At 53.3% G+C, this 22936-nt stretch carries 15 protein-coding genes and 2 pseudogenes; 8 read left to right on the top strand and 9 right to left on the bottom strand.

The window, feature by feature from the left end; all coding sequences use genetic code 11:
• Positions 1-130: 130 nt before the first annotated feature.
• Entirely contained in the window at positions 131-1531 is a 1401-nt protein-coding gene (locus MHK04_RS05470; RefSeq protein WP_239208200.1) for an NAD-dependent succinate-semialdehyde dehydrogenase, read from the bottom strand.
• 342 nt (positions 1532-1873) lie between these two features.
• On the opposite strand from MHK04_RS05470, the gene MHK04_RS05465 reads away from it, so the two are divergent.
• The 7 genes and pseudogenes from MHK04_RS05465 to MHK04_RS12255 all read left to right on the top strand — a co-directional run.
• Positions 1874-2197: a hypothetical protein gene (locus MHK04_RS05465; RefSeq protein WP_239208199.1), complete on the top strand. Its 324-nt coding sequence runs from the start codon at positions 1874-1876 to the stop codon at positions 2195-2197.
• 800 nt (positions 2198-2997) lie between these two features.
• Positions 2998-3828 (top strand): GDSL-type esterase/lipase family protein, encoded by an 831-nt coding sequence (locus MHK04_RS05460; RefSeq protein ID WP_239208198.1) that lies wholly within the window; start codon positions 2998-3000, stop codon positions 3826-3828.
• 48 nt (positions 3829-3876) lie between these two features.
• Entirely contained in the window at positions 3877-4677 is an 801-nt protein-coding gene (locus MHK04_RS05455; protein WP_232212561.1) for a GDSL-type esterase/lipase family protein, read from the top strand.
• Positions 4560-5618, top strand: coding sequence for an SGNH/GDSL hydrolase family protein (locus MHK04_RS12265; RefSeq protein ID WP_367404176.1), 1059 nt, complete (start codon positions 4560-4562; stop codon positions 5616-5618). The genes MHK04_RS05455 and MHK04_RS12265 overlap by 118 nt, the downstream gene beginning before the upstream one ends.
• Positions 5619-6773: 1155 nt before the next feature.
• Positions 6774-6989: a hypothetical protein gene (locus MHK04_RS12260; protein WP_375545484.1), complete on the top strand. Its 216-nt coding sequence runs from the start codon at positions 6774-6776 to the stop codon at positions 6987-6989.
• 37 nt (positions 6990-7026) lie between these two features.
• The gene (locus MHK04_RS05450) at positions 7027-7635 is read left to right on the top strand and encodes an IS3 family transposase (protein WP_239208197.1); all 609 of its coding nucleotides are present in this window, start codon (positions 7027-7029) and stop codon (positions 7633-7635) included.
• A 45-nt stretch (positions 7636-7680) separates the two neighbouring features.
• Positions 7681-7848, top strand: a pseudogene (locus MHK04_RS12255) (IS3 family transposase); the annotation flags it as partial.
• Between the two features lie 102 nt (positions 7849-7950).
• On the opposite strand, the gene MHK04_RS05445 reads toward MHK04_RS12255, so the two are convergent.
• The 3 genes from MHK04_RS05445 to MHK04_RS05435 form a co-directional block, all read right to left on the bottom strand.
• Positions 7951-9636 (bottom strand): AMP-binding protein, encoded by a 1686-nt coding sequence (locus MHK04_RS05445; protein ID WP_239208196.1) that lies wholly within the window; start codon positions 9634-9636, stop codon positions 7951-7953.
• A gap of 38 nt (positions 9637-9674) precedes the next feature.
• A complete protein-coding gene (locus tag MHK04_RS05440; protein ID WP_239208195.1) occupies positions 9675-12944 on the bottom strand; it encodes a cytochrome P450 in 3270 nt (1089 codons plus the stop codon).
• 378 nt (positions 12945-13322) lie between these two features.
• Positions 13323-14132, bottom strand: a complete 810-nt coding sequence (locus tag MHK04_RS05435) for a GDSL-type esterase/lipase family protein (RefSeq protein WP_198010439.1) — start codon at positions 14130-14132, stop codon at positions 13323-13325.
• Between the two features lie 885 nt (positions 14133-15017).
• Here MHK04_RS05435 and MHK04_RS05430 point away from each other — a divergent pair.
• Positions 15018-16210, top strand: a pseudogene (locus MHK04_RS05430) (IS1249 family transposase).
• A gap of 328 nt (positions 16211-16538) precedes the next feature.
• Here the strand turns inward: MHK04_RS05430 and MHK04_RS05425 are convergent.
• The 5 genes from MHK04_RS05425 to MHK04_RS05405 form a co-directional block, all read right to left on the bottom strand.
• Complete coding sequence (locus MHK04_RS05425) at positions 16539-17552, bottom strand: alpha/beta hydrolase (protein ID WP_023020077.1); 1014 nt, start codon at positions 17550-17552, stop codon at positions 16539-16541.
• Between the two features lie 137 nt (positions 17553-17689).
• A complete protein-coding gene (locus MHK04_RS05420) occupies positions 17690-19384 on the bottom strand; it encodes an arabinofuranosyltransferase AftB family protein (protein ID WP_200288547.1) in 1695 nt (564 codons plus the stop codon).
• Positions 19385-19437: 53 nt separating this feature from the next.
• The gene (locus MHK04_RS05415) at positions 19438-20418 is read right to left on the bottom strand and encodes a decaprenyl-phosphate phosphoribosyltransferase (protein WP_239208194.1); all 981 of its coding nucleotides are present in this window, start codon (positions 20416-20418) and stop codon (positions 19438-19440) included.
• Positions 20411-20926: a phosphatase PAP2 family protein gene (locus MHK04_RS05410; RefSeq protein WP_023020080.1), complete on the bottom strand. Its 516-nt coding sequence runs from the start codon at positions 20924-20926 to the stop codon at positions 20411-20413. Before MHK04_RS05410 ends, MHK04_RS05415 begins: the two co-directional genes overlap by 8 nt.
• Positions 20916-22868 carry a glycosyltransferase gene (locus tag MHK04_RS05405; RefSeq protein ID WP_023020081.1) on the bottom strand — a complete coding sequence of 651 codons (1953 nt, stop codon included), beginning with the start codon at positions 22866-22868 and terminating at the stop codon, positions 20916-20918. The genes MHK04_RS05410 and MHK04_RS05405 overlap by 11 nt, the downstream gene beginning before the upstream one ends.
• Between the last annotated feature and the right edge of the window lie 68 nt (positions 22869-22936).

The following is a 22936-nucleotide window of genomic DNA, read 5'->3' as shown; positions in this document are numbered from 1 at the left end:
CGTCCTTGAAGATTTGCCGCGGTACCTTTCCGAGGGTTCCCCTCCCCCGGACCGATGCCTACGGCGTGAGCTGTCTATCGTGTACTCAAGTTTAAGTTGAACTTGAGACTTACGCTAGACAGACACGCCGCTACATTGCCGGGGAATTACCCGGATTATCCTGTCCGCTCACGCGGTACAGGTGCTCGTTGACGAACTCGCCTACGCCCCAGCGCGCCAACTCGCGGCCATAGCCGGAGCGATTCACGCCGCCGAATGGCAGGCCTGCTGCGGTTACCGACGCCTCGTTAACAAACGTCATGCCATCGTTGAGCTGGTTGGCTACTTCAAACGCAGCATCCAAGTCAGTGCCCCACACGGAGCTAGACAGACCGTACTCAGAGTTATTGGCAATCTCGATGGCCTCTTCGACGTCCTTGGCCTTGTACACAATCGCCACTGGGCCGAAGATCTCGTTGCAGCCTACGTCGGCGGATGGGTCGACGTCGGTAAGCAGGGTAGGCTCCATGTAGGCGCCCTCGCGATCGATCTTCTTGCCGCCTACGCGAATCTTGGCGTCGCCGTTGGCCGCGGCCTTTTCGAGGCGCTCCACAATCTCATCGCGGGCGCCGATGGAAGACAGCGGACCGATATCGGCATTCTCCTCATCATAAGTACCGACCTTCATGTCCCCGATCTTCTTTTCCAGGTACTCCACAGTGCGGTCATAGAAGTCCTCTAGAACGATAAGGCGCTTCGGCGCATTGCAGGCCTGGCCGGTGTTATACATGCGAATCAGGTTGTACTGATCCAATACCCACTCCAGATTCTCATCATCGATAACCAGGAATGGGTCATTGCCACCCAGCTCCAGCACGGACTTCTTGTAATTTTCACCAGCGGTCTTAGCAACGGCAGAGCCTGCACCCTCGGAGCCGGTCAAAGAAACGCCCTTGATGCGCTTATCCGCTACAAAAGCATCCATCTGGGAACCGGAAGCATAAATGTTGATATACGCATCCTTCGGCAGACCAGCTTCTTCCAAGATGTCCTGACATGCCTGGGAAGACAGCGGACAGATGGAAGCGTGCTTGAGCACGATGGTGTTACCCAGCAGCAGGTTAGGAGCTGCGAAGCGGGCTACCTGGTAGTACGGGAAGTTCCACGGCATAATGCCCAACAATGGGCCAATCGGCTCCTTGCGTACCACGGTCTTGTGCGCGTTCTGAGCCGGCAGGTACTCATCTGCGAGCAGCTCGTGCGCATGCTCGGCATAGTAGCGATAGATATCGGCAACAATCTGCACTTCAGCCTTCGCCCAACGGGTCAGCTTGCCCATTTCACGACCGATGTGGTCTGCCAACTCATCGATGCGCTCTTCATAAAGGTCTGCAGCGCGGGACAAAACCGCGGCACGCTCCTCGATGCGAGTACTACGCCATGCATCGTAGGCCGCGGTGGAACGGTCTAGGATGTCATCGCGCTGCGAATCATCGATGCGTTCAAACTTGTCTTCACTCTTGCCTGTGCTTGGATTCTCAATAGCGAACATGGGCCCCTGTATAGTCGCGGATCACAACCCACGCAAGCTTATGGAGCGACGAACTCGGCTCTAGATTGGGCTAGTTACGCAGGATTTACAACTCCCCGAAACCCCAGTAAACGAATAATTTAAGGATCGTTTATTTAATGATTATTTGATGCCAAGCGACAGGCCAATGCCCCCCATCCAGATCCAACACCTATGTCCGGCTTGAATGCCACTAAGAAGCAGCCCACGTAGCTTCTCGGAACCTGTACTGACGCAAAAACATATGAGACGTAACTGTTGCACCCTTTTGTAACACCTGTGAACGTACCACCCAGTACTATCCCCACGATTGAAGGAATGGCTATGGCCGTACTGCTTCAAATCAACGAAATCGTTTCTGGTCCCATTAAAGACCTTCTAGTTCACATTTCTGGAGGAAACTTCCCAGAAATTAAGCTCCCGAACATATCTTTGCCGGAAGTAAACCTCCCGGAGCTTCCACCAATGTCGTCTCCGACTTACCCAGAAGAGGTTAACCTTGAGGTTGGCGGTTCCTCTTTCGGCGACTTGGGTTCCTCGAATTTCCTCAACGAGACTGGCTCTTCCGAGCTACTGAACGACTTTCAGTCTTCCGAACTGGATCTCAGCGCACTAGGCAGTGTTTTGGGCGGTTACCCCCCCATTTAACACTCGGCACCTTACCACATGCTAGTGATATTGAAAGCTCCTGCAGCACGGCACTAGTTTAGGCATGCGCCTCCCACCCGCAATCTTTTATCATCTAGTTTTAGGGAAAACGTCCTCTTGATTGGCGTGCTACAGGTTGGGCGCCTATTGCTAGGCCATAGGTTCTTTCAGATCTTATGAAAAGCGAAGCAATCGGTTAGTACAGCATGGACGTAGAAGATTGTCGACTTTAACCAGTTTTCTTTTCCAAAACTCTACTACATGTCGAATTGGATCAAGTCGTTAGACAATCGCGTTTTCGAGGGGAGGCACCATTCGGACAGTCTTCCCTGTCGATCTCCTCCCCAATGCGATGCGTTTGAGCCGCTCTTTAATTCCCCCTCCTCTGACTGGCTGTCAGTGGCCGTACGGCCATCGTTTCGGACGACGGTTGCAAGTCAGCGGAAAACCGGTTTTCTATACGCGACGTTGCAGTATTTCATAGCGTTCGCGCACTCCCGTTGCACCTATTCCCTACCTATTCCCTCTGCTAGTTAAATATACACCGGTGCATCAGCGCCTATTCACGCGTTACTGTTTCAAAACACTTAGGCCGGGAAACTCGCACTTGTCACAAACGGAAAAATGATACTTTCACAGACTCGGATTCAAGAGCCTCTAAGCTCACACGGCTACCAATTTTCACCCCCCATAACAGGAATTACTGCACCTCAGAGTTGGATATTCTCTGTATAAGCACTACGTTTGTCGGGGTGATGAGCAAACCTCACACACTCCTATTGTTCCCGATCCCTAAGACCATGAAAAATATAAAAAACAGGATAGCTGCCGGCTTCATCGCCCTCACCGCGAGTTTCTCCCTCGCCCAAACTGCCAACGCAAGCCAAGGGCAGGAAATGGTTACCTTCGGTGATTCTATTACCGCCAACGGCGGAGCACCTGGTAGCCGCGCATCTACAAGCCCCTACAAGCCCTACATCCAATTCCACCCCTGCTTTAATGACAAACGGAACTGGGCGCATCAAACCGCCGATAACTTCCATTACACCCTCGCAGATTATTCCTGTAACGGGACCAGCTACTCGGTCGACGCCTACGTATATGACGCTATTCGTACCGGCAATATCGGACTCAACACTAAAGAAGTCGTTTTCATGTATGGGGGCCTTCAGCCAGACACTCACATAGATGCCCTAGCCAACTCCACCCTCCCAAACATTCCTAAAGGATCCAACTATCGAGCGCTGCTTGGCTTAGAGTTCGGCAAAATCCGCCGAGTTGCCCCCAAAGCGCGGATCACTATGGTCAACTACCTGCCAATGACTGTAAATGACACGCTGTGCGCGATTAACGATGGCATCAGAGTTGTGCCTATCTCCTTCCCAGGTGCTACTAATGCGGAAGCCGAATTCAACCGTGAAATCGGACGCGCAGCACAAGCTTTAGGAGCCAACTTCATCAACCTCTATGACCAGGCCAAGACCCACGACACTTGCCAACCTGACGCCACTCAGCGTTGGACTGTAGCGTTGAAAACTCAAGCGGCACCTTCCGTCATGCCTATGCACCCGACAGATATCGGACACGACGGAATGGCCAGAATCATCACCAGCGAACTTCAAAAGCGTTAACCAGACGACAATCCCAGGAAGAACCTAAGAATGCGACTCCACACTAAAATGGTTGCAACTTCCATCGCAGCCGCAGCTCTCATGGCCGGAAATATCACTGCAACAGCCGCAGTAGCAGGCAACACTGTCCTCACCGGAGACAGCGTGGTAGCAAACCCAACGCTCACCGATTTCTTGCAAAATAAAGCCAAAGTCAAGACAAATACCGGAGTAGGCTGCGTCACCGACGGCTCCATTGCCAATGAAATAGCCATCGCTTCTGGGGGCGCCCACGTGGATCAGTACCAATGCGCAGGCGCCTCTTTCGCAACTGGCGGTATACACATTGAAGACACGCTTCGAACTGCCGCACAACGCGGCGATCTCAACCCACAGACCAAAAACGTAGTCATTGTCGCAGGCGCCAACGATACATACCCATACGGGTCTGATGTTGCTGCTTCGGAACGCGCAATCCGAAGCGGTCTGCGTAACGCCATTAACGTAGCACATCGCCATGCTCCAAATGCTAAAGTCACTGTTGTCGGCTACCCACATGTATCTTTCAATAACATGTCCTGCTACAACAGTGGCTTGGGGTCATCAAACCCACTACCCATCCCAGCCGGTAATACCGCTGGCACCGAACAGCGCCTCCAAAACACACTCCGTGAAGTCACGCAACAAAACAACGCTACCTTCCTCGACGCATGGCCGATGTCCCAAGGACACGACGCCTGCTCCCCAGACCGATGGTGGGTAAATCTCGTCGACATCATGCCACCAGCACCAGGAAACCTGCCTTTCCACCTCAATGCCCACGGCACACACGAATACGGCCGTTTCATTGGACGAAACATTGCAAAATAGCCCCATGCCGCCAGTTCCGAGTAAACAATCAAAGGCCTAGGCTTTTCTTCCCTAGTACATTGGATAGACTCTTGCACGCCCAAAGAATCACTGCCGCACTTTTAACCGCAATACTTACAACCACGGCCCTAGCACCCTCCGCTCAAGCCCTCCGACCAGGAGACAAATACGTAGCACTCGGGGACTCCTACGCCTCCACGGGCACAATCACACGGCCTGCTCCGGGGAGCACCCCGGCCTGCGTCAGGGACCGAGACAACTACCCCCACCGACTAGCTGAGCTCCTCAACCTCCAGCTCGACGATGCCACCTGCGCTTGGGCGTTTACCTACCAATATGACAACCCTCAACATCACGCTCTGCCTCTCACCGCTCCAAGTCCTCAGAAGCAACATCTCACCCCCGACACAAAAATAGTCACCATTAGTCTCGGGGGAAACGACGCAGGCCTAGCCGCCCTTTTTGCTAGTTGCGCACCCCACGTTCAAATTCCCGGACTACCCGAGTGCGCGCCCCTCGCCGAGCCTGTAACAGATGGAAGTATCTACAACCCCGATTTCACTGGCAGGAATCTTAAACAGCGACTGATCGATATAGCCAACGATGTAAAGAGACGCGCACCGGCAGCCCAAATATTCTTCACAGGTTACTACACAGCCGCGACCCCAGAGCACACGTGCCCAGAAAGTGGCTTTCTCTCCCTAAGCGATCGACGATACATTGAAAGCTTTCTCACTAAGGTGAACTATACGCTTAAACAGGCAGCTTTGGAGTCACACACGACTTACATCAGCCCCCCAAATGACGATGAAGGTTGGTGCAAACCGCCGCATCAACGAAACTCCAACTTCCACGGGCTTCCCGAGGGCAATCTAATCGCTCATCCCACCGCATTAGGCCAACAACACATGGCACAAGAAATCGCCCGCAAGGTTCGCTAACCTCCTGCCCGAGCGGAGCAGTTGAAAATTTCAGTGGCTACTGGCCTAGACAGTCGAGCAATTCGAGCCTTAGGTAGTTCGGAGGCTCGTGATTTCCTCAGATTGTAAACACCGAGCGCGGTTATCTGGTCGTTCATGCGTCTGCCGGAGACCTTTGGTTGCGGTGACTGTTTACAAAACGCGTTAATGCGGCCGCGGCATTCGTGTAGCCAGGCGAGAAAGGATTTTACGGTGCCTAGCTTCACGAAGTCTACACCAATCAACCAACTCGGGTCTCAGAGGTCCTCCTCTAGCGATGGACAGCCAAGTTAGCGAGACCTGGATATTGACAAGCACGCCAAACTTGACGTACCCCGTAAAGAAGTAGCTAAGCTAAACATGAAAAGGGAGTTCTTCTCAAAAACGGCAGCCTTCTTCGTCACAAAGCAAAGAAGATAGAACGTTTGGGGATGCGGGCATTTCAGGGCTTTTCAGAGTAGCAGCTTGCATCGGCGTTGATTGATGCTTAGCCCCAAGCATTCCAGGCTTTCTCATATAGTGATATGAGTACGGGGTCAAAAATACCCCTTTAAGCAATGAATTGTTCAATTTAACAACCAGTGGATAGCAGTCGAAAGAGAAATCCACCGAATCCCTCGTCAAGCAACGGTCCCCACTCAGTTATGTTGAAGAAGTGTAGTTTAGTCGCTCTGGTTAATCTTGGCGGCATCTCGAAAAATTTGAGCAACTTGCTAGATTGCTCGTAGTTTTAGCTGGTTGTAGAGTGACCCCACTATATAATTTTCCACCACCCGGGCATTCAGAAGTATTCCCAACTGAAGCCCCCAGCCTTTCCGTATTGTACTGCTCCCCATTACTTCGCCTGAGAAATCAATTACCTACTCTAGTGGGGAGCAGTTGTATTCGCGCACGTAGTTCGTTGTCAGTGGCGCAGCGGGAGAATTGGCGGCCCGAGTTATGGTTACTAGGCTGCAGCTCAACATGTTGGTGTTCGCGTTGATCCAGTCCTTGTTTTGTTTGGTCGAGTCTTGCTCCATGGCAAGCTATGTCTTGTGAAAAGCCCTCAAAGCGGCAGTACTCCTTCGAGGTCAAAAAGAAGTTGTCCAACGCCACCTCGCCGGCGAGACAAAGAACAATCTTGTCCGTGAGTTTGGCCTGTCGCCAGATCAGGTGGTCAGAGATCGGCCGCGGAAATGGCGAAAAGGCGGTGATGAAGCGTTAAAGCCCAAGCCGAAGGGTAGGCCTAAAGGCGCAGCTAACCCGAAGATGCTTACTGAAGGAGACAAATTGCCTCGCGAATACGACCAGTTGCGAACCGATAATGCCTATCTAAAAAAATTGCGGTACTTGAGAAACCAGGGACACTCCTGAAAAACAGGCGATCGTTAACCCCAAGCCGCCACACCGCTTGGAAGACCTCCTAGCAGCGGCAGGTATGCCACGGGCGACATTCTTCTACGATCAAAAGCGACTCGAAAAGCCAGATAAGCATGCTGCGGTAAAGCAAACAATCCTAGGAAGCATCGGGCGCAACAAGCATCGCTACGGCCACCGGCAAGTGTTGCCGGACTTGCGTAATAAAGGCTGGCTGGTCAACCACAAACTCGTCTACAAGCTCATTCGCCAGATGGGCCTTCGGACCAAAATCCGTCAGCGCAAGCCCTTCACTTCCTACGCAGGAACCATCCGTCGCATTGCTGGCAAAAAGTTTGACTGCAAGTTCACTCCAGACAAGCCCAACACCATCTTTGTTAGCGACGTTACCGAGTTTAGGACTGCAGGCCGCAAAGTGTATTTGTCCCCAGTAATGGATCTCATCGACCGTCCCATTGTCCCTCACACCGTGTCTAAATCACCGTCGATAGCGTTTATCGTCAAAATCATTGACAAAAGCGATTGCGGCCTGTGCGCCGAAGGCTGGGTGGATGATGCACACCTACCCAGGCTTCCAATACCAGCAGTCGACCTGGCGTACTTTGATTCACGCCAACGGCAGTGCTCAGTCGATGTCGCGTAAAGCCAACTGTGACGACAACGCAGTAATGGTCAACTTTTTCGGACACTTAAAACCGAGATGTACCACGGAGAAGATTTTAGCAACGTCGAGGAACTCACCCATGCTATCGAAGATTACATCCAGTGGTACAAAACCGAACCCATCCAACAACGACTAAAGGGCCTGACCCCGATGCACTATCGGAATCAAGCCCTTGAACGTCTAACCACCTAGAATTAAACCAGTCCAACTTTTGGGGCCGGTTCATATCAGGAGGCAAGCAGAGGGGAGAATAGGCTTAGAAAAATCTCATCCTACACAGACGAATTGAACTCTCTAGGCTGTCGACTTGCCAGGAAGCTCAGGGCGTATAACCTTACCCATTGGGTTGCGAGGAAGATCAGTAACGAAAAACACGTCGCGAGGAGTGTGCGCGTCGGACAAGCCCTCGCGGACTAGCCGGCGAACTTCATCTTCTGTAAGCTCCTCCGAACTCACGCCGTCTTCCCGAATGATGTAGGCACGGAGAGCCTGGCCAAAGTCAGGATCTTGAACGCCGTGTACATGTACCTCTGCGACACGACTGTCTCGGATCAGTAAGTCCTCTAGCTCAGAAGGGAAAATCTTCTCACCATACTGCGTAATTACTAGGTCGTCCGCACGCCCGCCCACGTATAGCTTATTTCCCTTCTTATAGCCGCGATCACCCATACGCAGTAGCCCATTTTGAGTTTTAATATCAATTGATGGATCGGTATATCCGGCAAACATGTCGTAGGCACCGGCGAAAATCTCCCCTACTTCGCCGTCGGGAACCACTTGACCGTCATCGTTTCGTATCTCAATCATTGAGCCTGGGTGAATAGTACCAGTCAACGTTGGGTCTGCCGCCAAGTCTTCGGCTGCCGAAATCGCAAGACCAGAAGTTTCAGTGGAACCGTAGCAATTGTGGAAAATGGGGCCGAACTTTTGATTTACCTTTTGCACCTCGTAAGGGGTGAGGGGGCTACCCGAGGACGTTACAAACTCAAGGCCAGGCACGCGGTCAATACCGTTCTTATCCAAATAACCTATCATCCCGCGAAGCCGAGAGGCGGAGCTGATCCACGCATCCACACCATACCGTTCCACTTGTTCAAGTGCTTTCGCTGAATCGAAATTGCGTTGAGTAATTATCGTCGAACCGGTAAATAAGCACAACAGCATATTACCCCAGCCGTAGAAGTGAAATAGTACGCCTGTAAGAAGGACAGACATATCTCGGCGCCATGGGATAGCGTCCAAAACCGGTCCAATACCCTGAGGCGACTTAAGCTGACGGCGTACAACTCCCTTCGGCATTCCTGTGGTACCCGAGGTCATCACGACATGCTGAGACTTCGTAGGCTTTTTGGGCAGGAGGCTCAAATTAGGACTGCCGGCTTCTATGATTCCCTCCATAGTAAGGACACCCTCAGGGAGGGAGGAGCTATCCTCCACGTGACCAATAATGATCTGACACGTCTTCTTAGTAGTCTCCGTAAGCCTTTCGTAGAAACATTGGTCCACGATGAGGGTTTTAACTTCATGGAACTCAAGCACGCGCTCGATCTGAGGGCCAGAGCTGTTGGCGTTAATCATGAAAATATGGTAGCCAGCCATCTGACGTGCGCAAAGCGGAAATATTGCAGCACGCCCGTTTAGTGCCATGACGGCTACATTGCTTCCGTCCTCCACACCGTTTTTGAGAAGTCCGGTTGCTAGTCGAGTCACTTGCTCGAAGCACTCACCAAACGTTAGCTCGCCGTCATCATCAACTAGGCCCAGACGTTCAGGGTGACGGCGTGCGGTATTCGCCAATGCGCCACTTTCCAACGTCCCAAACCTTCGAATAGTCTCAAAGTCGGACCTTACCTCCCGCGCCGAACCGAACTCAAAGATGTTGTTTTTCCGAATGACGTTAAGAAAGTAAAGGAACTGACGAACAACTTCCTTCCTAGGAACACCATGCTGAGTGTTAGGTTGCAGTGTGTATTTTGACATTGTTTTCCTTTCACGGCTTAAATTACCTAGTTGCAATTTTATGAAAATGCATCAGTGACATAGGTAAACGATTCTCGTTCCATCTTTCCAACTGCAGCGGCGGCAGCGCTTTCATCTAGGTTGAGATGTTCCCCAACAATCGTTCGCATGACTTCACGCACCGAGGGCGCAACCTTGGTCGCATCTCCGCAAACTAGGACCCTCGCGCCCCTGGAAATATAGTCCATTACCTCGTGACGATTCTCGTATACTTTGTCTTGGACGTACTTCACCTCATTTTGGGAAGAATTCATTTCTGGATGCCTAGAAAAGGCTGTCCTAACGTCGACTAGACCGTCTTTCTCCCAGACTTCCAATTCTTCCCGATACAAGTAATCCGAATCTGGTCCGTGGCATCCGAAAAAGAGTAGTACAGGTTCCACAGCACGCCTACTATTCCGTGATTGAATCGCGCGTTCCTCGATAAACGCCCTTAAAGGTGCGATCCCTGTACCCGCACCAATCATCACCACTGGTTTGTCCACGTCATCGGCGCGGAAATGGGGGTTTCCACCAACAACGGAAACGCAAACCTTTGCCCCTGGTTTTAGTCCAGCTAGATAGTTAGAGGCAACACCGGAAAAAACTCCACTTCCAGACCAAGCTGGAGACTCTAGCCTAGAGAAGGTAAGGGACACCCGATTCGTAGACGCCAAAGAGGAGGAGGAAATAGAGTAGCGGCGGGGCTTCAGTGGCTCAAGGAGGGACAAATACTCTTCAAAGCTCAAATCAATTGATGAATACTTCTCGAGGAGGTCTATCAATGAGGTCCTATTCCTCAACAACTGAGCATAAGTGGCCGGCTCAAGGAGCATTTCCAATTCCTTCTTTTCCGGGGGGCACACACAGTTGCGTTGTAGGATGCCGATGTGCTGTTTACTAACTGGAGTTGCAAGCTCAACGTAGTTAGTAAGCAGTTCAGTAAGAGCCATCACTTGGCCGACTGGAAGAATCGTAGATTTGCCGTTCAGCTTTATGCGGGCTTCGCTTGACAGCCTAAATCGATCCAAAACGCGATTTACTGAAACTTCTGGATTTCGCGGTAGTACTTCAAGATAGTCACCTGTAGAATAATTAACTTCTTGAGGTAGCTCTATATCCACCCGGTACTTATCATTGATCGGTCCATCTGCGGCGGTTGAAAGCCTGACAACTTTTTGAACTTCGGCCTCAAAAAACTCGCTCTCCGAATCGGTCGACAGGGCATCTGCTCGACCTTCGCTCATGTACTGGATCTGAACTGAATTCGCTTCGTCTTGGCTGTTAATTTCTACCGAAAGATGATCTCCAATAGCCTGCCAAAGCTGCTTTTCCCAGTCCGCGAAATCCGAGAGGTAGTCTCCGCGAACATCTACAGCTCCTCTATCGACGAGCCGGTTAGCCCCCGCCGCTTCCATAGCCTGATCGATGACTGACGGCACGCGTTGGAACGTTTCCGCCCATTCGGAATTACCACTACCAACTACGGCAAAGCTTACTTCACCTAAGTCAGGACAGTCCCCAGTGGTCAGCCACTTGAAAAAAGACTTCGCATTCTCCGGCGGCAATCCCTCATAAGAGCTGGTAGCAATTATTACTACGTCTCCAGAGTGCAGGTCATCAACTGCATCATCGAGGTCAGCCACCTCCGTTTCAAAACCTTGCGAATTAGCGAACGCTTCCAGTTTTTTCGCATGATTCCGAGAAGTCCCAGCATTGGATCCGACGAATAGCCGCAGCTTATGCCCGTTTGGCTCGGCAACCGCAACCTTGTCAAGCCTTTCCTCGCCGGAAATCGACCCACCTGCTTCGGTCTCAGACTCCCCGCCTCGACCCCGGTACGGGAACTTTTCTCGCGGAGCGATGTTGATCAATAGATCTTTCGGTTTCGAAGTGAGTCCATCCAACATGGTAAGTTCGTATGAAGGATCAGCGAATTCAAGATCGAAGTGTTGGATAATTAAAGCAAGAACCATTGTCGCTTCCTGCATGGCGAATGCACGGCCTAAGCAGGATCGCTCGCCGTTGCCAAACGGCTTCCAGGCGTTGTGCGGAATTTTCTTTGCACTTTCAAATTCAAACCTCTCCGGTCTAAATTCCTCAGGACTATCCCACACAGCCGGATCACGATGCATGTGTCCCAAAAGGACAAGAAGAGTGTCGCCTGGATTAACAGTTACAGGGTCGCCAGCCGTTCCTCCATTTTCGCCGATTGTGGTGGTTTCATAAGGTGTCACAGCATATGCTGGTGCCGTCGGGTATAGTCGCAAGCCTTCACGTAAGATCTGGTCTATGTATCCCAGATTTTTAAGATCTTCATACTTAGGAAAGCGACCATTCAAAACCTTGTCTGTTAATTTTCGAGCTTTCTGAAGGACTTCCGGATTCTTGATTAACTCATACACCACAAAACTTAGAAGTCCTGAGGTAGTCTCGTGGCCTGCAATCAGAAAAGTAATGAGCTGATAACGAAGGTTCTCATCGCTTAGCTTTTCACCAGTCGACGGATCTTCAGCATTCATCATCACGTCGAGAACATCTTCATCACCCTCAGCGCTGGGATTCCGACGCCGCTCTGAAATCAACTCATCCACCGTATTTTCCATGGTTTTAATGTCCCCCTGGAATCGGTGTTGACCAATAAAGTCAAGCTTTTTTTGAATTTCAAGTGCGTGAGCCTTTCGGCCTGCATGATGTAGGCCTCTTGCCATTGCATTGACAAACGGGTGGAAACCTTCGGTGTAAAACGAGTTAAACCGATAGCTGAACGAGCATAGCGCGATCGTATCGAGAGTCAAACGAGTGAAATCATTAGCAACGTCAACTGCCGCTCCTGAAGAATTTCTGGACCACTTAAGCATTAACTGGTCCGCAATGTCCGTCATTTGACCATACATACTCCGCAACGCTAACGGGTTGAACGCCGGCATGAGAATACGGTGGGCTTTGCCCCACTCCGGATCATCATATTCAGAAGTAAACAGTCCATTCCCCGCAAAATTACGCACTACTTGCAGAGCAGGGTGGACTAATTTATGGAATCGGGATTCATCCGATAGTTCATCCACCAGTGCGAAGGAGCTCACTACATAGAAAGGCTCTGTCCCAGGGATTACCTGTCGATAAAATCGCCCATGTTCTTTAGCAAGCTTAGTTGCGGATTGTACAACGTTATTAGGGTCAACCGAATATGCAGTTCCGACAAACGGGTAAACCTTGGGTCCTGGCAATTCCGCCAAACAAGTTGAGTTATTGTCATTTTTCGAGGCGTTGGTGATAGTGCCAGTCATCTAGATTAGCTCCTTCTTTGAATTCACATCGCAGTAATACGTCTCGGATTGAAGTCCTTGTTGGACTTACAGATAGGAATTTGTACAGCTACGTTAAATGGCTCTTGAAGGCGTACTTCTAAAATAATTGAAATACTTGTTGAATGCTCGGCCATGCATTCAAGGTTCTGTCCAAGAAATTGTCTAAACGCAATGTACCGGTTAGATGAACCAGCGGCGTCGTGAGCGGATAGTTCTGGACCAGTGTGAATACAAACTCAGGAGTCATATCGTCGTTCTTTCTGTGTCAATGACGAAATTGCCGTCTCTTCTAGTAAAAGTCATAGACAGGAATTAGTGGCTATTTCCATCACCTGCCTGTTGACCCATTTGGATGCCTTAGCGATAAGTTTCGGCAATACGCCTACCATAATATCCGTGCCCGGCATCAGTGAGATGCCCGGCCAACTTATGCGGTGAATCGTCAAAGATCGAGGCACCATAACGTCCAGGATCATTAGAGCACCCATTCTTGCCACTTTGAACGGAAATCTCGGCGACCATATCCAGAAACTCACTTCCCGTATGCAGAGCGGCCAATCGTTGCTGTTCTCGCACTTCATCTTGGTAATAGGCCACAAGTGGGAAATACCAGTGACTGGTAACCCCTAGAAGATTAGAGCCACATGTATGATTGTGCCCATCTGTTTCATCTGGGATTCCCAGAAGAATTACTTTTGCGTTGGGGGCGACGCTTTTCACACGGTTAATAGCACCTGTCATTGCCGCATCGTAACGAGCCATTCGTTGGGGCTGTGTAGTCATTGATGGCAAGTTATTTGGCTGGTAAGTGTCGTTAACTCCAGCACTGATAGTCACCAGCCGCGTATTCGCATCGAGCTTACGATCCGCTATTGCTCGCTCAACCTGCTGACGAACTGTGTCATGTGGGATTGCATCATTTCCGTGCGGTTCGACGTATGCAGTCGCTCCCGGACAAGAATAGTCCTCTAGGCGCAGGCCAGTACGCTTCGCAGCCTGAACTGCAAAGTTGTTAGGATCCTGTGCGCAGGAGCCATTGCGAATGGTTGGCCACTCAAGATTCGGGACGTTCTTTTTAGTCTTGTATACCGCCACGTCTAGTGCTGTAGGGTTGGCCGCTACGGAGTCGCCAAAGCTCAGATAGGTTTCCCGAACGTTTTGGTTCACTTGAGGCTTTGGTTGGAGGTTTATTGGTGCCGCTGGAAGCGGTGGCATTTGCGGCAACGGGGGAAGCGGTGGCATTTGCGGCAGTTGGGGAAGCGGTGGCATTTGCGGCAACGGGGGAAGCGTCGGCGCTTGTTGAGGTAACGATGGTAAAGAAGGGGCTGCCTGTGCAATTGGCACCCCTGATACCCCGATGGCGAGCGCGACTATTACACCGCAAATTTTTCGTATCTTCATTGGTCCTCTTCTCAAGGTTAAAATTGACTGGCCAATCTTTGAAAGTACCGCAGTGGCACTATTTATAGTTCTTCAGCTTTCGTTAAAATGTTACACGTCATCTCAAAGTTCCTCAGGGATATTCTGTATAGCTTGTAGCTTTTTTAGAAATCCCTTTCTGCGCTGTATCCCATGTGTCCCCATTACTTGCTAAATCTCCTCGCATTAGAGCACTATATTTGCGCGGATTCCACTACATGCAAACCATAAATGCTTGACCAGCGTTCGGACATTCCTCCGTCTTTTGAGCAGAAGGCGTGGCTAGTTTGTAAGCATGCATTCGAGTTGACACATTGGAATATCGCTTTGGCGGTGCACTGCTCCTTAGTAGGGCCGTTTTTCGTTCAATGCACCGGAATGGCACCTACACGCGCTAACTGACTGCTAGTGCGCTTTACCACTGATACCAAAATTCCCTTGACGCTCTCTTTACGCTGTTCGAATAAAACGGGGGTTGAGGGTCACAATGCATGTCTAAGATCAGGTATTTTTAGATTCTGACCTGTAGGGTTTCGCAGGATATATGCTTCGCGGGCGTATATCTGAGCTTCAGATGCGAAATCCACGATGTGGTAGCCAACCCGTGGTAATAGGCGGTGGTCTGGTGGCCCAATGCCAAAGGATCGACCACGTTGCCACTGCGGCGGCGATACCAAATGCAAAGGAACTACCCGAAGGCGGTGTAAGGCCTGCGGAGTTTCAGTCAATAAAAGCCGACCAGATGTCACCAAAGCTGCCGCATTGAGCCAGTTCATCGAACATTGCATCTCCACAACTTCACTGGAAGCTTTGGCTACACAAAATGGTGTCAGTGCTTCAACAACGAAACGACGCTTTAGCTGGTGCTGGCTTGTAGATGTTCCCGACCTCATCGTCGGTCATACCGGGCGGATCTATGACCAAGTCTTTATCGACGGCACCTACACCGCCAGCAGATGCTTAATCGTGGCCGGCACCCTAGACCACGTCATTGCCTGCCACTGGTGCAAGCGCGAAACCACCCATGCCTACACACAGTTATTGGAACGAATATCAGCGCCTTCAATCGCCGTCATTGACGGCGAGCAAGGAGCTGCTAGTGCCATCAAACAGTGCTGGCCTACCACTGTCATCCAACGCTGCCTGGTGCATGCTCAGCGTGTGGTACGCCACCATACCACCTCACGTCCACGTACTGATGCTGGGTGCCCCATCTACCAACTGGCACCCAAACTCACACGCATTACCACTATCGACCAAGCCAGCCAATGGGGGCGCACAACTGAATGGATTCGCCCCAGTCTACCGCACCTGGTTACAGGAAAAGACCCTCGTCAAAGACCCCAAACAGTCCATTGAACGCATACGTTGGCCCATGCAAACGTGCGCAAGGCCTACAACAGCCTGGCGTAGCGACCTGCTGCTTGTCTACCTCACCCCGCCTGAAGGAGTCGTTGATACTCACGAATATAAGCCACCACCAATAGTCTCGAAGGCGGAATCAACCCCCAGTTGAAATTACTAGCGAGAACAAACCGCGGACGACGCGGAGAACGCCAACGCCGAATGCTCGAGTGGTGGCTCTATCTAAAGCAGAACTGCCCGACGAGCCACTACGCATCGCCAAGCAGTCCCACTGGGGCCAAGACCAACTCGCCAAAGTATCCATCCTGACCCACACCGAGAACCAAGCCGACCACGAAACAGGACGACCAGCCCTCTACGACAACGGTATCGACACCGTGTACACCCACTCAATCGGCATCCAAAAAGGCCAAATCCAATCCCAGCGACACGCCGAGCCAGACACACATTTTGACCCTTAAGCCAAGTTCTCCTCAAAACATCTCGTATCCCACAGGAAATTTTTATCTGGTACGCACGCTACAAGGCGAAACGACGGAACTCGTGGTGCTATTACTGCTCCATCAATTTGATGGCTATGACCGCAAATAAAATCGGACTAGTCGCGTAGAACCACACCCGTGTCCACTCAATCAGATGTGGCAAGAGGCGACCCCGTAGGGCCATTCAGATTCATACCAATTCAATATAGCGAGACCATGATTGTACTGCGATCTTCAACTCTAGCTGTCGGCCTTTAGTTATAAGGACACTGTTCAAACAACCAACTCTAGTAAATGAACTACTGCGCTACCACGCGTTCATCACGTTCAGAACTTGAGGTTTAGAGCGATTAAGCTGATAACCAAATTGTTCCCAGTTGTGCAGGCCTTGGGCTGGGTAGCTTACAGTCGGATTTAGACCTTGCAGCCGCGCAGCACCTTCCCACACGTGAGTAGTCACGTTAGACCCGACCTCTAAGGCTGCCCCAGCGGCTTGATGCTCTGGCAGATAATGGCTGTCCCCAGGACCAGGAATACCAGAGGCCGAAGAAATATATAGATTAGTGTTACGCAATTGAGGGATCAGCAACAGCGGATCGTTTTGGAAACGCTTCGGATTAAACAGCGATCCGTACATTGCATTGATATTGAAGCCACCAGCATCCAACATAGCCAGACGCATGAACGTCTGTGCCCCCGGAACAGTGGTAGTCAAGAAACCGGAAAAAGACAGCGCTTGCCGGAATTGATTCGGGTGCTTCGCTGCCAGGGTTAGCGCGGCACCAGCGCCCATCGACAAACCCGCAATAGAGTTATTGTTACGTGCAACGCCGAAGTTTCGCTCCAGATAGCCTGGGAGTTCGCTGGTCAGAAACGTCTCCCATTTATAATTAACGGGGTTTGATAGATCGTAGGTCGCAGGCCCCTGCCAATCAGCATAGAAGGAAGCGGCACCGCCAACCGGCATAGCCAAGGTAATGTTGTGCGGCTCGTAGGTCCTTGCAGCATTGACGTCGTTTACCCACGCGTTGGTGCGATCGGTGGCACGGAGACCATCAAGCAAATAGAGGGCAGCATTGCCGCCGCGCTTTGCGGGCTGAATCTGTACCGGGATGGTGCGGCCCATGGCCTGGGACCACACGTCACAGCGCTGGACCCACCAGGCAACCTTGTCCCACTCACACGTACCAGTGGCGTCACGGCGCAGCCAGTCGCGGTTGGCTGCCTCGGCCGGCTGGGAGCCCGCCACGACGGCCAAGCCCAAAGCTACGGCAACTGCCATGATGACTGAAAGGACGCGACCCTTGATGGAAGCAGTCATCTTTCTCCTCCAAACTACTCGGTGATTGTCACTAAGCTTTATCGTCCGAACCCCGTATATCGTTAACGTCACGGATCGATAACAATGTCACAGGTTAGTGTAACTTAGGTTGGCCCTAAAGTCTGCATTTGAAGGAATTAGTGCAGGTAGTCCGAGGGATCCGAGGAGAAGGCTAGGGTCCGCCCGTCTGTCAGGGAGAATTTAATATTTTTCCAGAAACGGTCCCAAGTTAAAGGATCCCTGTAGGTGGCGAAGAGTTTCTGAAAATCGGCGTCGGCAAGAGCGGCGCGAGCCTTGGCAACCTCGTACTTATCAATCCACGCCGGAACCTCGTCAATATCGACGGCAGAGTCTGCCACCTGCCATGACATATCCAAGCTCTTGTCGTGCCCAATGCGTCCACCCACGATGCGTGGCTGGCGCGCCGCCAAAGGATTGCTGAGTCCAATATTGTCCAGCACGCGAATATCCAGCGGTGCATTCATGGAAGAAAGGCCCAAATTGAGCAGGTAAACGGTCGGTGGGTCGGTGCGCGAGGGATCTGCGGGGGCCGCCGTCCACGAGAACCTATCTTCCCCCTTGATATAGCGGAAGGTCATGGCGTCGCCAGCCTCCAGCTCGTCGATGCCCTCTTGGTAGTCCTCCATAAACTTGGCGCCGAGGAATTCTTCGGCCCGCATGGGAGGATCCTCACGCTGGGTCGCGTTGGTCCAGAAATCGCGCTCATCCACGATGGAGATCTCGCCCTCGTAGATGCTGCGGTCCACCGGATGTCCGCGCAGAACGATAACTAGCGCCCATACCGCACAGAACACGGAGGCTATCCATGCTCGAACGCTCACCACAAAAATGGGAAGCAGTGCCGCAAAAAGTGGGAGCAAAAGCATGCGACCATGCATGAAATCTCCACCCACGCGCAGCACGTAGAGCGTGTGAATGAGCGCAGTGCCTTCAAAGAGATAAATAGCGGTGGCAGTAGAGCACACCGCGGTGGGGCGCAGGTTTGCCTTCCATAGACCTGCCACGGCGAGCACGATAAGCGGCAGGAAGAGCCAGTATGGGCCGGCAAAATCCGCCAGGTAGGTAAACCCCTTGCCCCATTCGGAGTCAGCCGCGGACTTAGCCACAGCCGTGTGTGGGGTCAGCAGGCCGTAGTAGCCCATGCGGAAGACCTCATAAGCCAGCGGCAACGGCACCGCGACAGCGATAACTTTCCACGATCGATGAGACACGAGGAGAATGATTCCCACCAGACCGCCGTACAGGGCGAGCTCTGGGCGCACCAGCCAAGACAATCCGGCCCAGAAAGCTAGCCAGTAGGCGTCGCTATTGCTATTGGAATGGCGGGCCGGCCGCGACCAACGCAGCAATAGCGACCAGAGCACAGCTAGATAGAAAATGCAGAGGCCCCACTCCAGTCCCGAGGTGAAGAAGTCCCTGGCCGGCGGAAGGGCCAGATACACCAGCGCACCGGCCGGAAGAACAGCGCCAGAGCGAATGCTTGCCGACGCCCCCGTACCGACCACCATTGCTACTACCGCCAGGATGAGCCCCAAGTAAATGGCGATGCCTTCTAGGTTTGCGTGGGTCACCCAGCGCACCAGGAAAATGAGGTACTGCCACAGCGTGGAGGTATTGGCCTCTACGCGTTCGCCCATATTGAACACGGGCCCATTTCCGGCTTCGAGGTTGCGCACGGTTCGCAGGACAATGAGTCCGTCATCGGAAATCCAGCGGCGCGCAAAACCGCCCCACAAAGATAAAACACCGATCACAAGAACGACCGCCGGGGTACTCCAGCGGGCGATACTCTTGTGGTCGGTGTTAAGCACGGGAAGAAAGTTTATCAGCCCCGAGGAAAATTTCTATATCGATTCAGCTGTGTCTAGAACAACGGCGTGATATACACCGCCATGGCGATGCAAGCGAGCCAAGCCAAAGCGAGAACCTGCAAAGTGCGGTCCTCCAGTGCAATCTCATCCGGAGCGCCACCCTGGCCGCGGTCCACATCGGCCGCATAGCGCAAGATGGCGATGGTAAACGGCACCATGGAGACTTGGTACCACACGCCACCGGTCTGGGCATCGTTAGCAAGCTCGAAGCCCCAGAGGGTGTAGCAGATAACCACCGCGGTGGCGGCTAGCGTCCACACGAAGCGCAGGTAGGTAGGCGTATAACCTTCCAGGGACTTGCGGATTTTCGCGCCGGTTTGCTCCACAAGAAGGATCTCCGAGTAGCGCTTGCCTGAGGCCATAAATAGCGAGCCAAAGGCCGCCACCAGCAGGAACCACTGCGAAAGCTCGATGCCTGCAGCCACGCCACCGGCCATGGTGCGCAGCATGAAGCCGGAGGAAACCAGGGCGATATCAATCACCGGCATGTGCTTCCAACCGAAGCAATAGCCCAATTGCAACGCGATATAAATCGCCATCACAATTGCCAGCTGCGGGCCAGCGGTAGCAAGGAAGGATAGCCCGATGGACAAGCAGATGAGCACCACGGCCATGACATAGGCGAGCTTGATGGGCAGCACGCCGGAGGCAATCGGGCGGAAGCGTTTGGTCGGATGCTCCTGATCCTCGCGCCAGTCCTTCGCATCATTGATCAAGTAGATGGAGGAAGCGCCGAGGCAGAAGACGACGAAGGCCAAGAGGACATCGACAAGCACGCGGCCGTGAAATAGGGCATCGGCGCCGGCCGCGGCGGGGGCCGCCAGCACGAGGACGTTTTTGACCCACTGCTTGGGACGCAGGGCCTTAATCATGCCATCGACAAGATTCTTCGGCGGCTTGCGCTTGCGGCCGGTATCTACGCCAGAGGTGTGCGGTTCCGAATGGAAAAAGTGCTGGTTTCCATCATCACTCATGCTTCATTCCTTTCATCACGACCTCTGCGGTAGCAGCGCCGATGGCCGCACCCACTGCCGTATCTGTTGGGTAGTGCACTCCGAGGACCATACGCGATGCCATCATGACTGGCACGCCGAGAAGCGGCGCCTTGCAGCCGGTAAGGCGGCTCGCCGCCACCAGGAATGCAGTAGTCGAGGTCGCGTGCGAACTGGGAAAAGATAGCTTGGAGGGAGTCTTTACCCCCACGCGCACGTACGGATAATCGGGGCGCTTGCGGCGCACGATGCGCTTGAGCACCACGCTAGCGGCGTGCGCGAGAAAAGCAGCAGCGCCCACCCGGATCCAGCCCTCGCGGCGGCGCTTGTCGACGCCCGCCCCTACCGCAGCGCTGCCCATCCAGCCCAGGGCATGCTCGCCCCAGTGGCTCAGCCCGCGGGCGGTGGGAAGCACGCCGGGCACGTCAAAGGCCGCACCCTGGATGGATTCGAGGACGCGCGATTCTGCTACGGAAAGTTTATTGGGCATCAAAGACCTTCTTCCAGGACTCGCGCGAGGTCAGCTCCGGCTGCGCCGCACGGTATTCAGTGCGCAGGTCATCGAAGTTTTCCTCGATCTCCTTCAGTAGCTCGCGGGTCTGCGATACGAGGTCTTTGGCCAAGTCGCGGTCGCGCTTACGGAAGGCCACACCGGTGCCACCTGCGGTAGAGACGGTGGCAGAGTCCACGCGGGAAAGGGTAAACCACCGGGCCTCGTCCGGAGTGAGGTTAAGCTGAGGCGCCTCGTGGTGCGCAGCGTCTTCCTTGCTCACGAGGTGCTTGAGGCCCTTGATGGCCCACGGGATCTTCTTAATCTTGGCTAGGCGGCCGCCGATATTGCGCGTAGGCACACCCGGCGCGCCGGTGGGAGAGGGCAGCTCATCTGCGGATTCCAAAATGACAGCATCGGAATAGTTCTTGCGGATTTCCGCGATGCGCGGCAGCGAGGACTCCAGGATGTCAAAGAGATGGTCCGGCCCCGCTAGGAAGTCGCGCATAGCTTCAATCTGGATGGCCATGGTGGAGTATTCCATGCACATGGTGTGCTTGAGGGTGGACTTGAAGATGGACTTGGTAATGCCCTTGGCCGGTCCCTCGTGGTACATCGCGGCAACGATGAGGCGGTTGCGCAGGTGGAAATAGGCCTGCCAGTCAATGGCATCATCCTTATCGGCCCAAGCCATGTGCCAGATGGCGGCACCTGGCCAGGTCACCGTGGGGAAGCCATTGCGCGCCGCGCGCAGGGAATACTCGGTATCGTCCCACTTGATAAAGAGCGGCAGCGGCTGGCCGTTGGTTTCTGCCACAATGCGCGGGAAGAGGCACATCCACCAGCCGTTGTACTCCACGTCAACGCGGCGGTGCAGCGCGCGGGAATCGTACTTCTTGGGATCTAGGTGAGTTTCGCGGGTACCGATGGCGCGCAGCGGGTACTTGGCAAAGTCGTGGTCGTAGACGGCGTGCGGTGCCGCACCCCACATGAAATCGGCACGGTTGACGCGCTCGCCGGTAGTGCGCAGCTGGGAGCGCTCCTGCAGGTTAAGCATTTGGCCACCGACGATAATCGGCTTGGCAGCGTAACGGGCCGCTTGCACCGCGCGCAGCACGGAATCCGGTTCGATGGCGATGTCATCGTCCATATAAAGGATGAAGGGCGAATCGGTATTTCCCAGCGCCTCGTACATAATGCGGGAGTAGCCACCGGAGCCGCCTAGGTTGCCCTGGCGGAACTCGCGGAAGCGCTCACCAAAGTGAGCGACTGCCTCGTCATAGCCTGGCTCATCGGCAGGGTGCTGGTTGCCTTGGTCCGGCATGAGGACGAAGTCGATGATCTCATCGACTACTGGGTCCTCGGCCAATGCCTTAAGGGCTGCTACGGCATCGGTCGGGCGGTTGAAAGTGGGAATGCCTACCGCCACGCGCTTGTCTTGGGCCGGCTGCTCGGTGCCGTCCGGCAGCACCTGCGGGCCGGGGGCGTGGGGGGAGCACCAGGCGGCGTCGGCAAGCGTGGTGTCCTGCTCGGCGGTGATATCGAACCACAGCCAGCCGCCGTCTTCGAAGTTTTTGAGTGGCAGCTCGAACTCATGGTGGCCGGTGCTTACCAGGTGGTTGGCCACGGAAATGCGCTGGCCATCCTGCTTGGAGCGGTAGAGGGAAATATTTGCCTGGCCCTCAATGTCCAGGCTGAGGATAACGGAGCGCAGCTGGGACCAGCGGCGCCAATAGGAGGCCGGGAAGGCGTTGAAGTAGGTTTCAAAAGAGGCTTCCTCGCCGGCCGGGATGGTTACGGACGTGCGGTTAAACCAGCTGAGGCGTTCGCGGTTTTGCTCGGCCTCGATGAGGTAGAGCATCCGCACATCAAAGGGCTCGCCGCGCTTAGGCAGCAGAATGCGCTGCAGGGGCTCATGGGCCTGGGTGTTGTTGGCAGTCACGATAACTTCGATTCTCCAAACGGTATAAACAGTAGTCAGCGATTTAGCGTAGTTGCTTTTGCATAAGT

It is taken from the genome of Corynebacterium nasorum (assembly GCF_022345765.1).
Lineage (GTDB): Bacteria > Actinomycetota > Actinomycetes > Mycobacteriales > Mycobacteriaceae > Corynebacterium > Corynebacterium kefirresidentii.
Note: the sequence above shows the minus strand (reverse complement) of the source record. Positions and strands in the feature narration are given on the sequence as shown.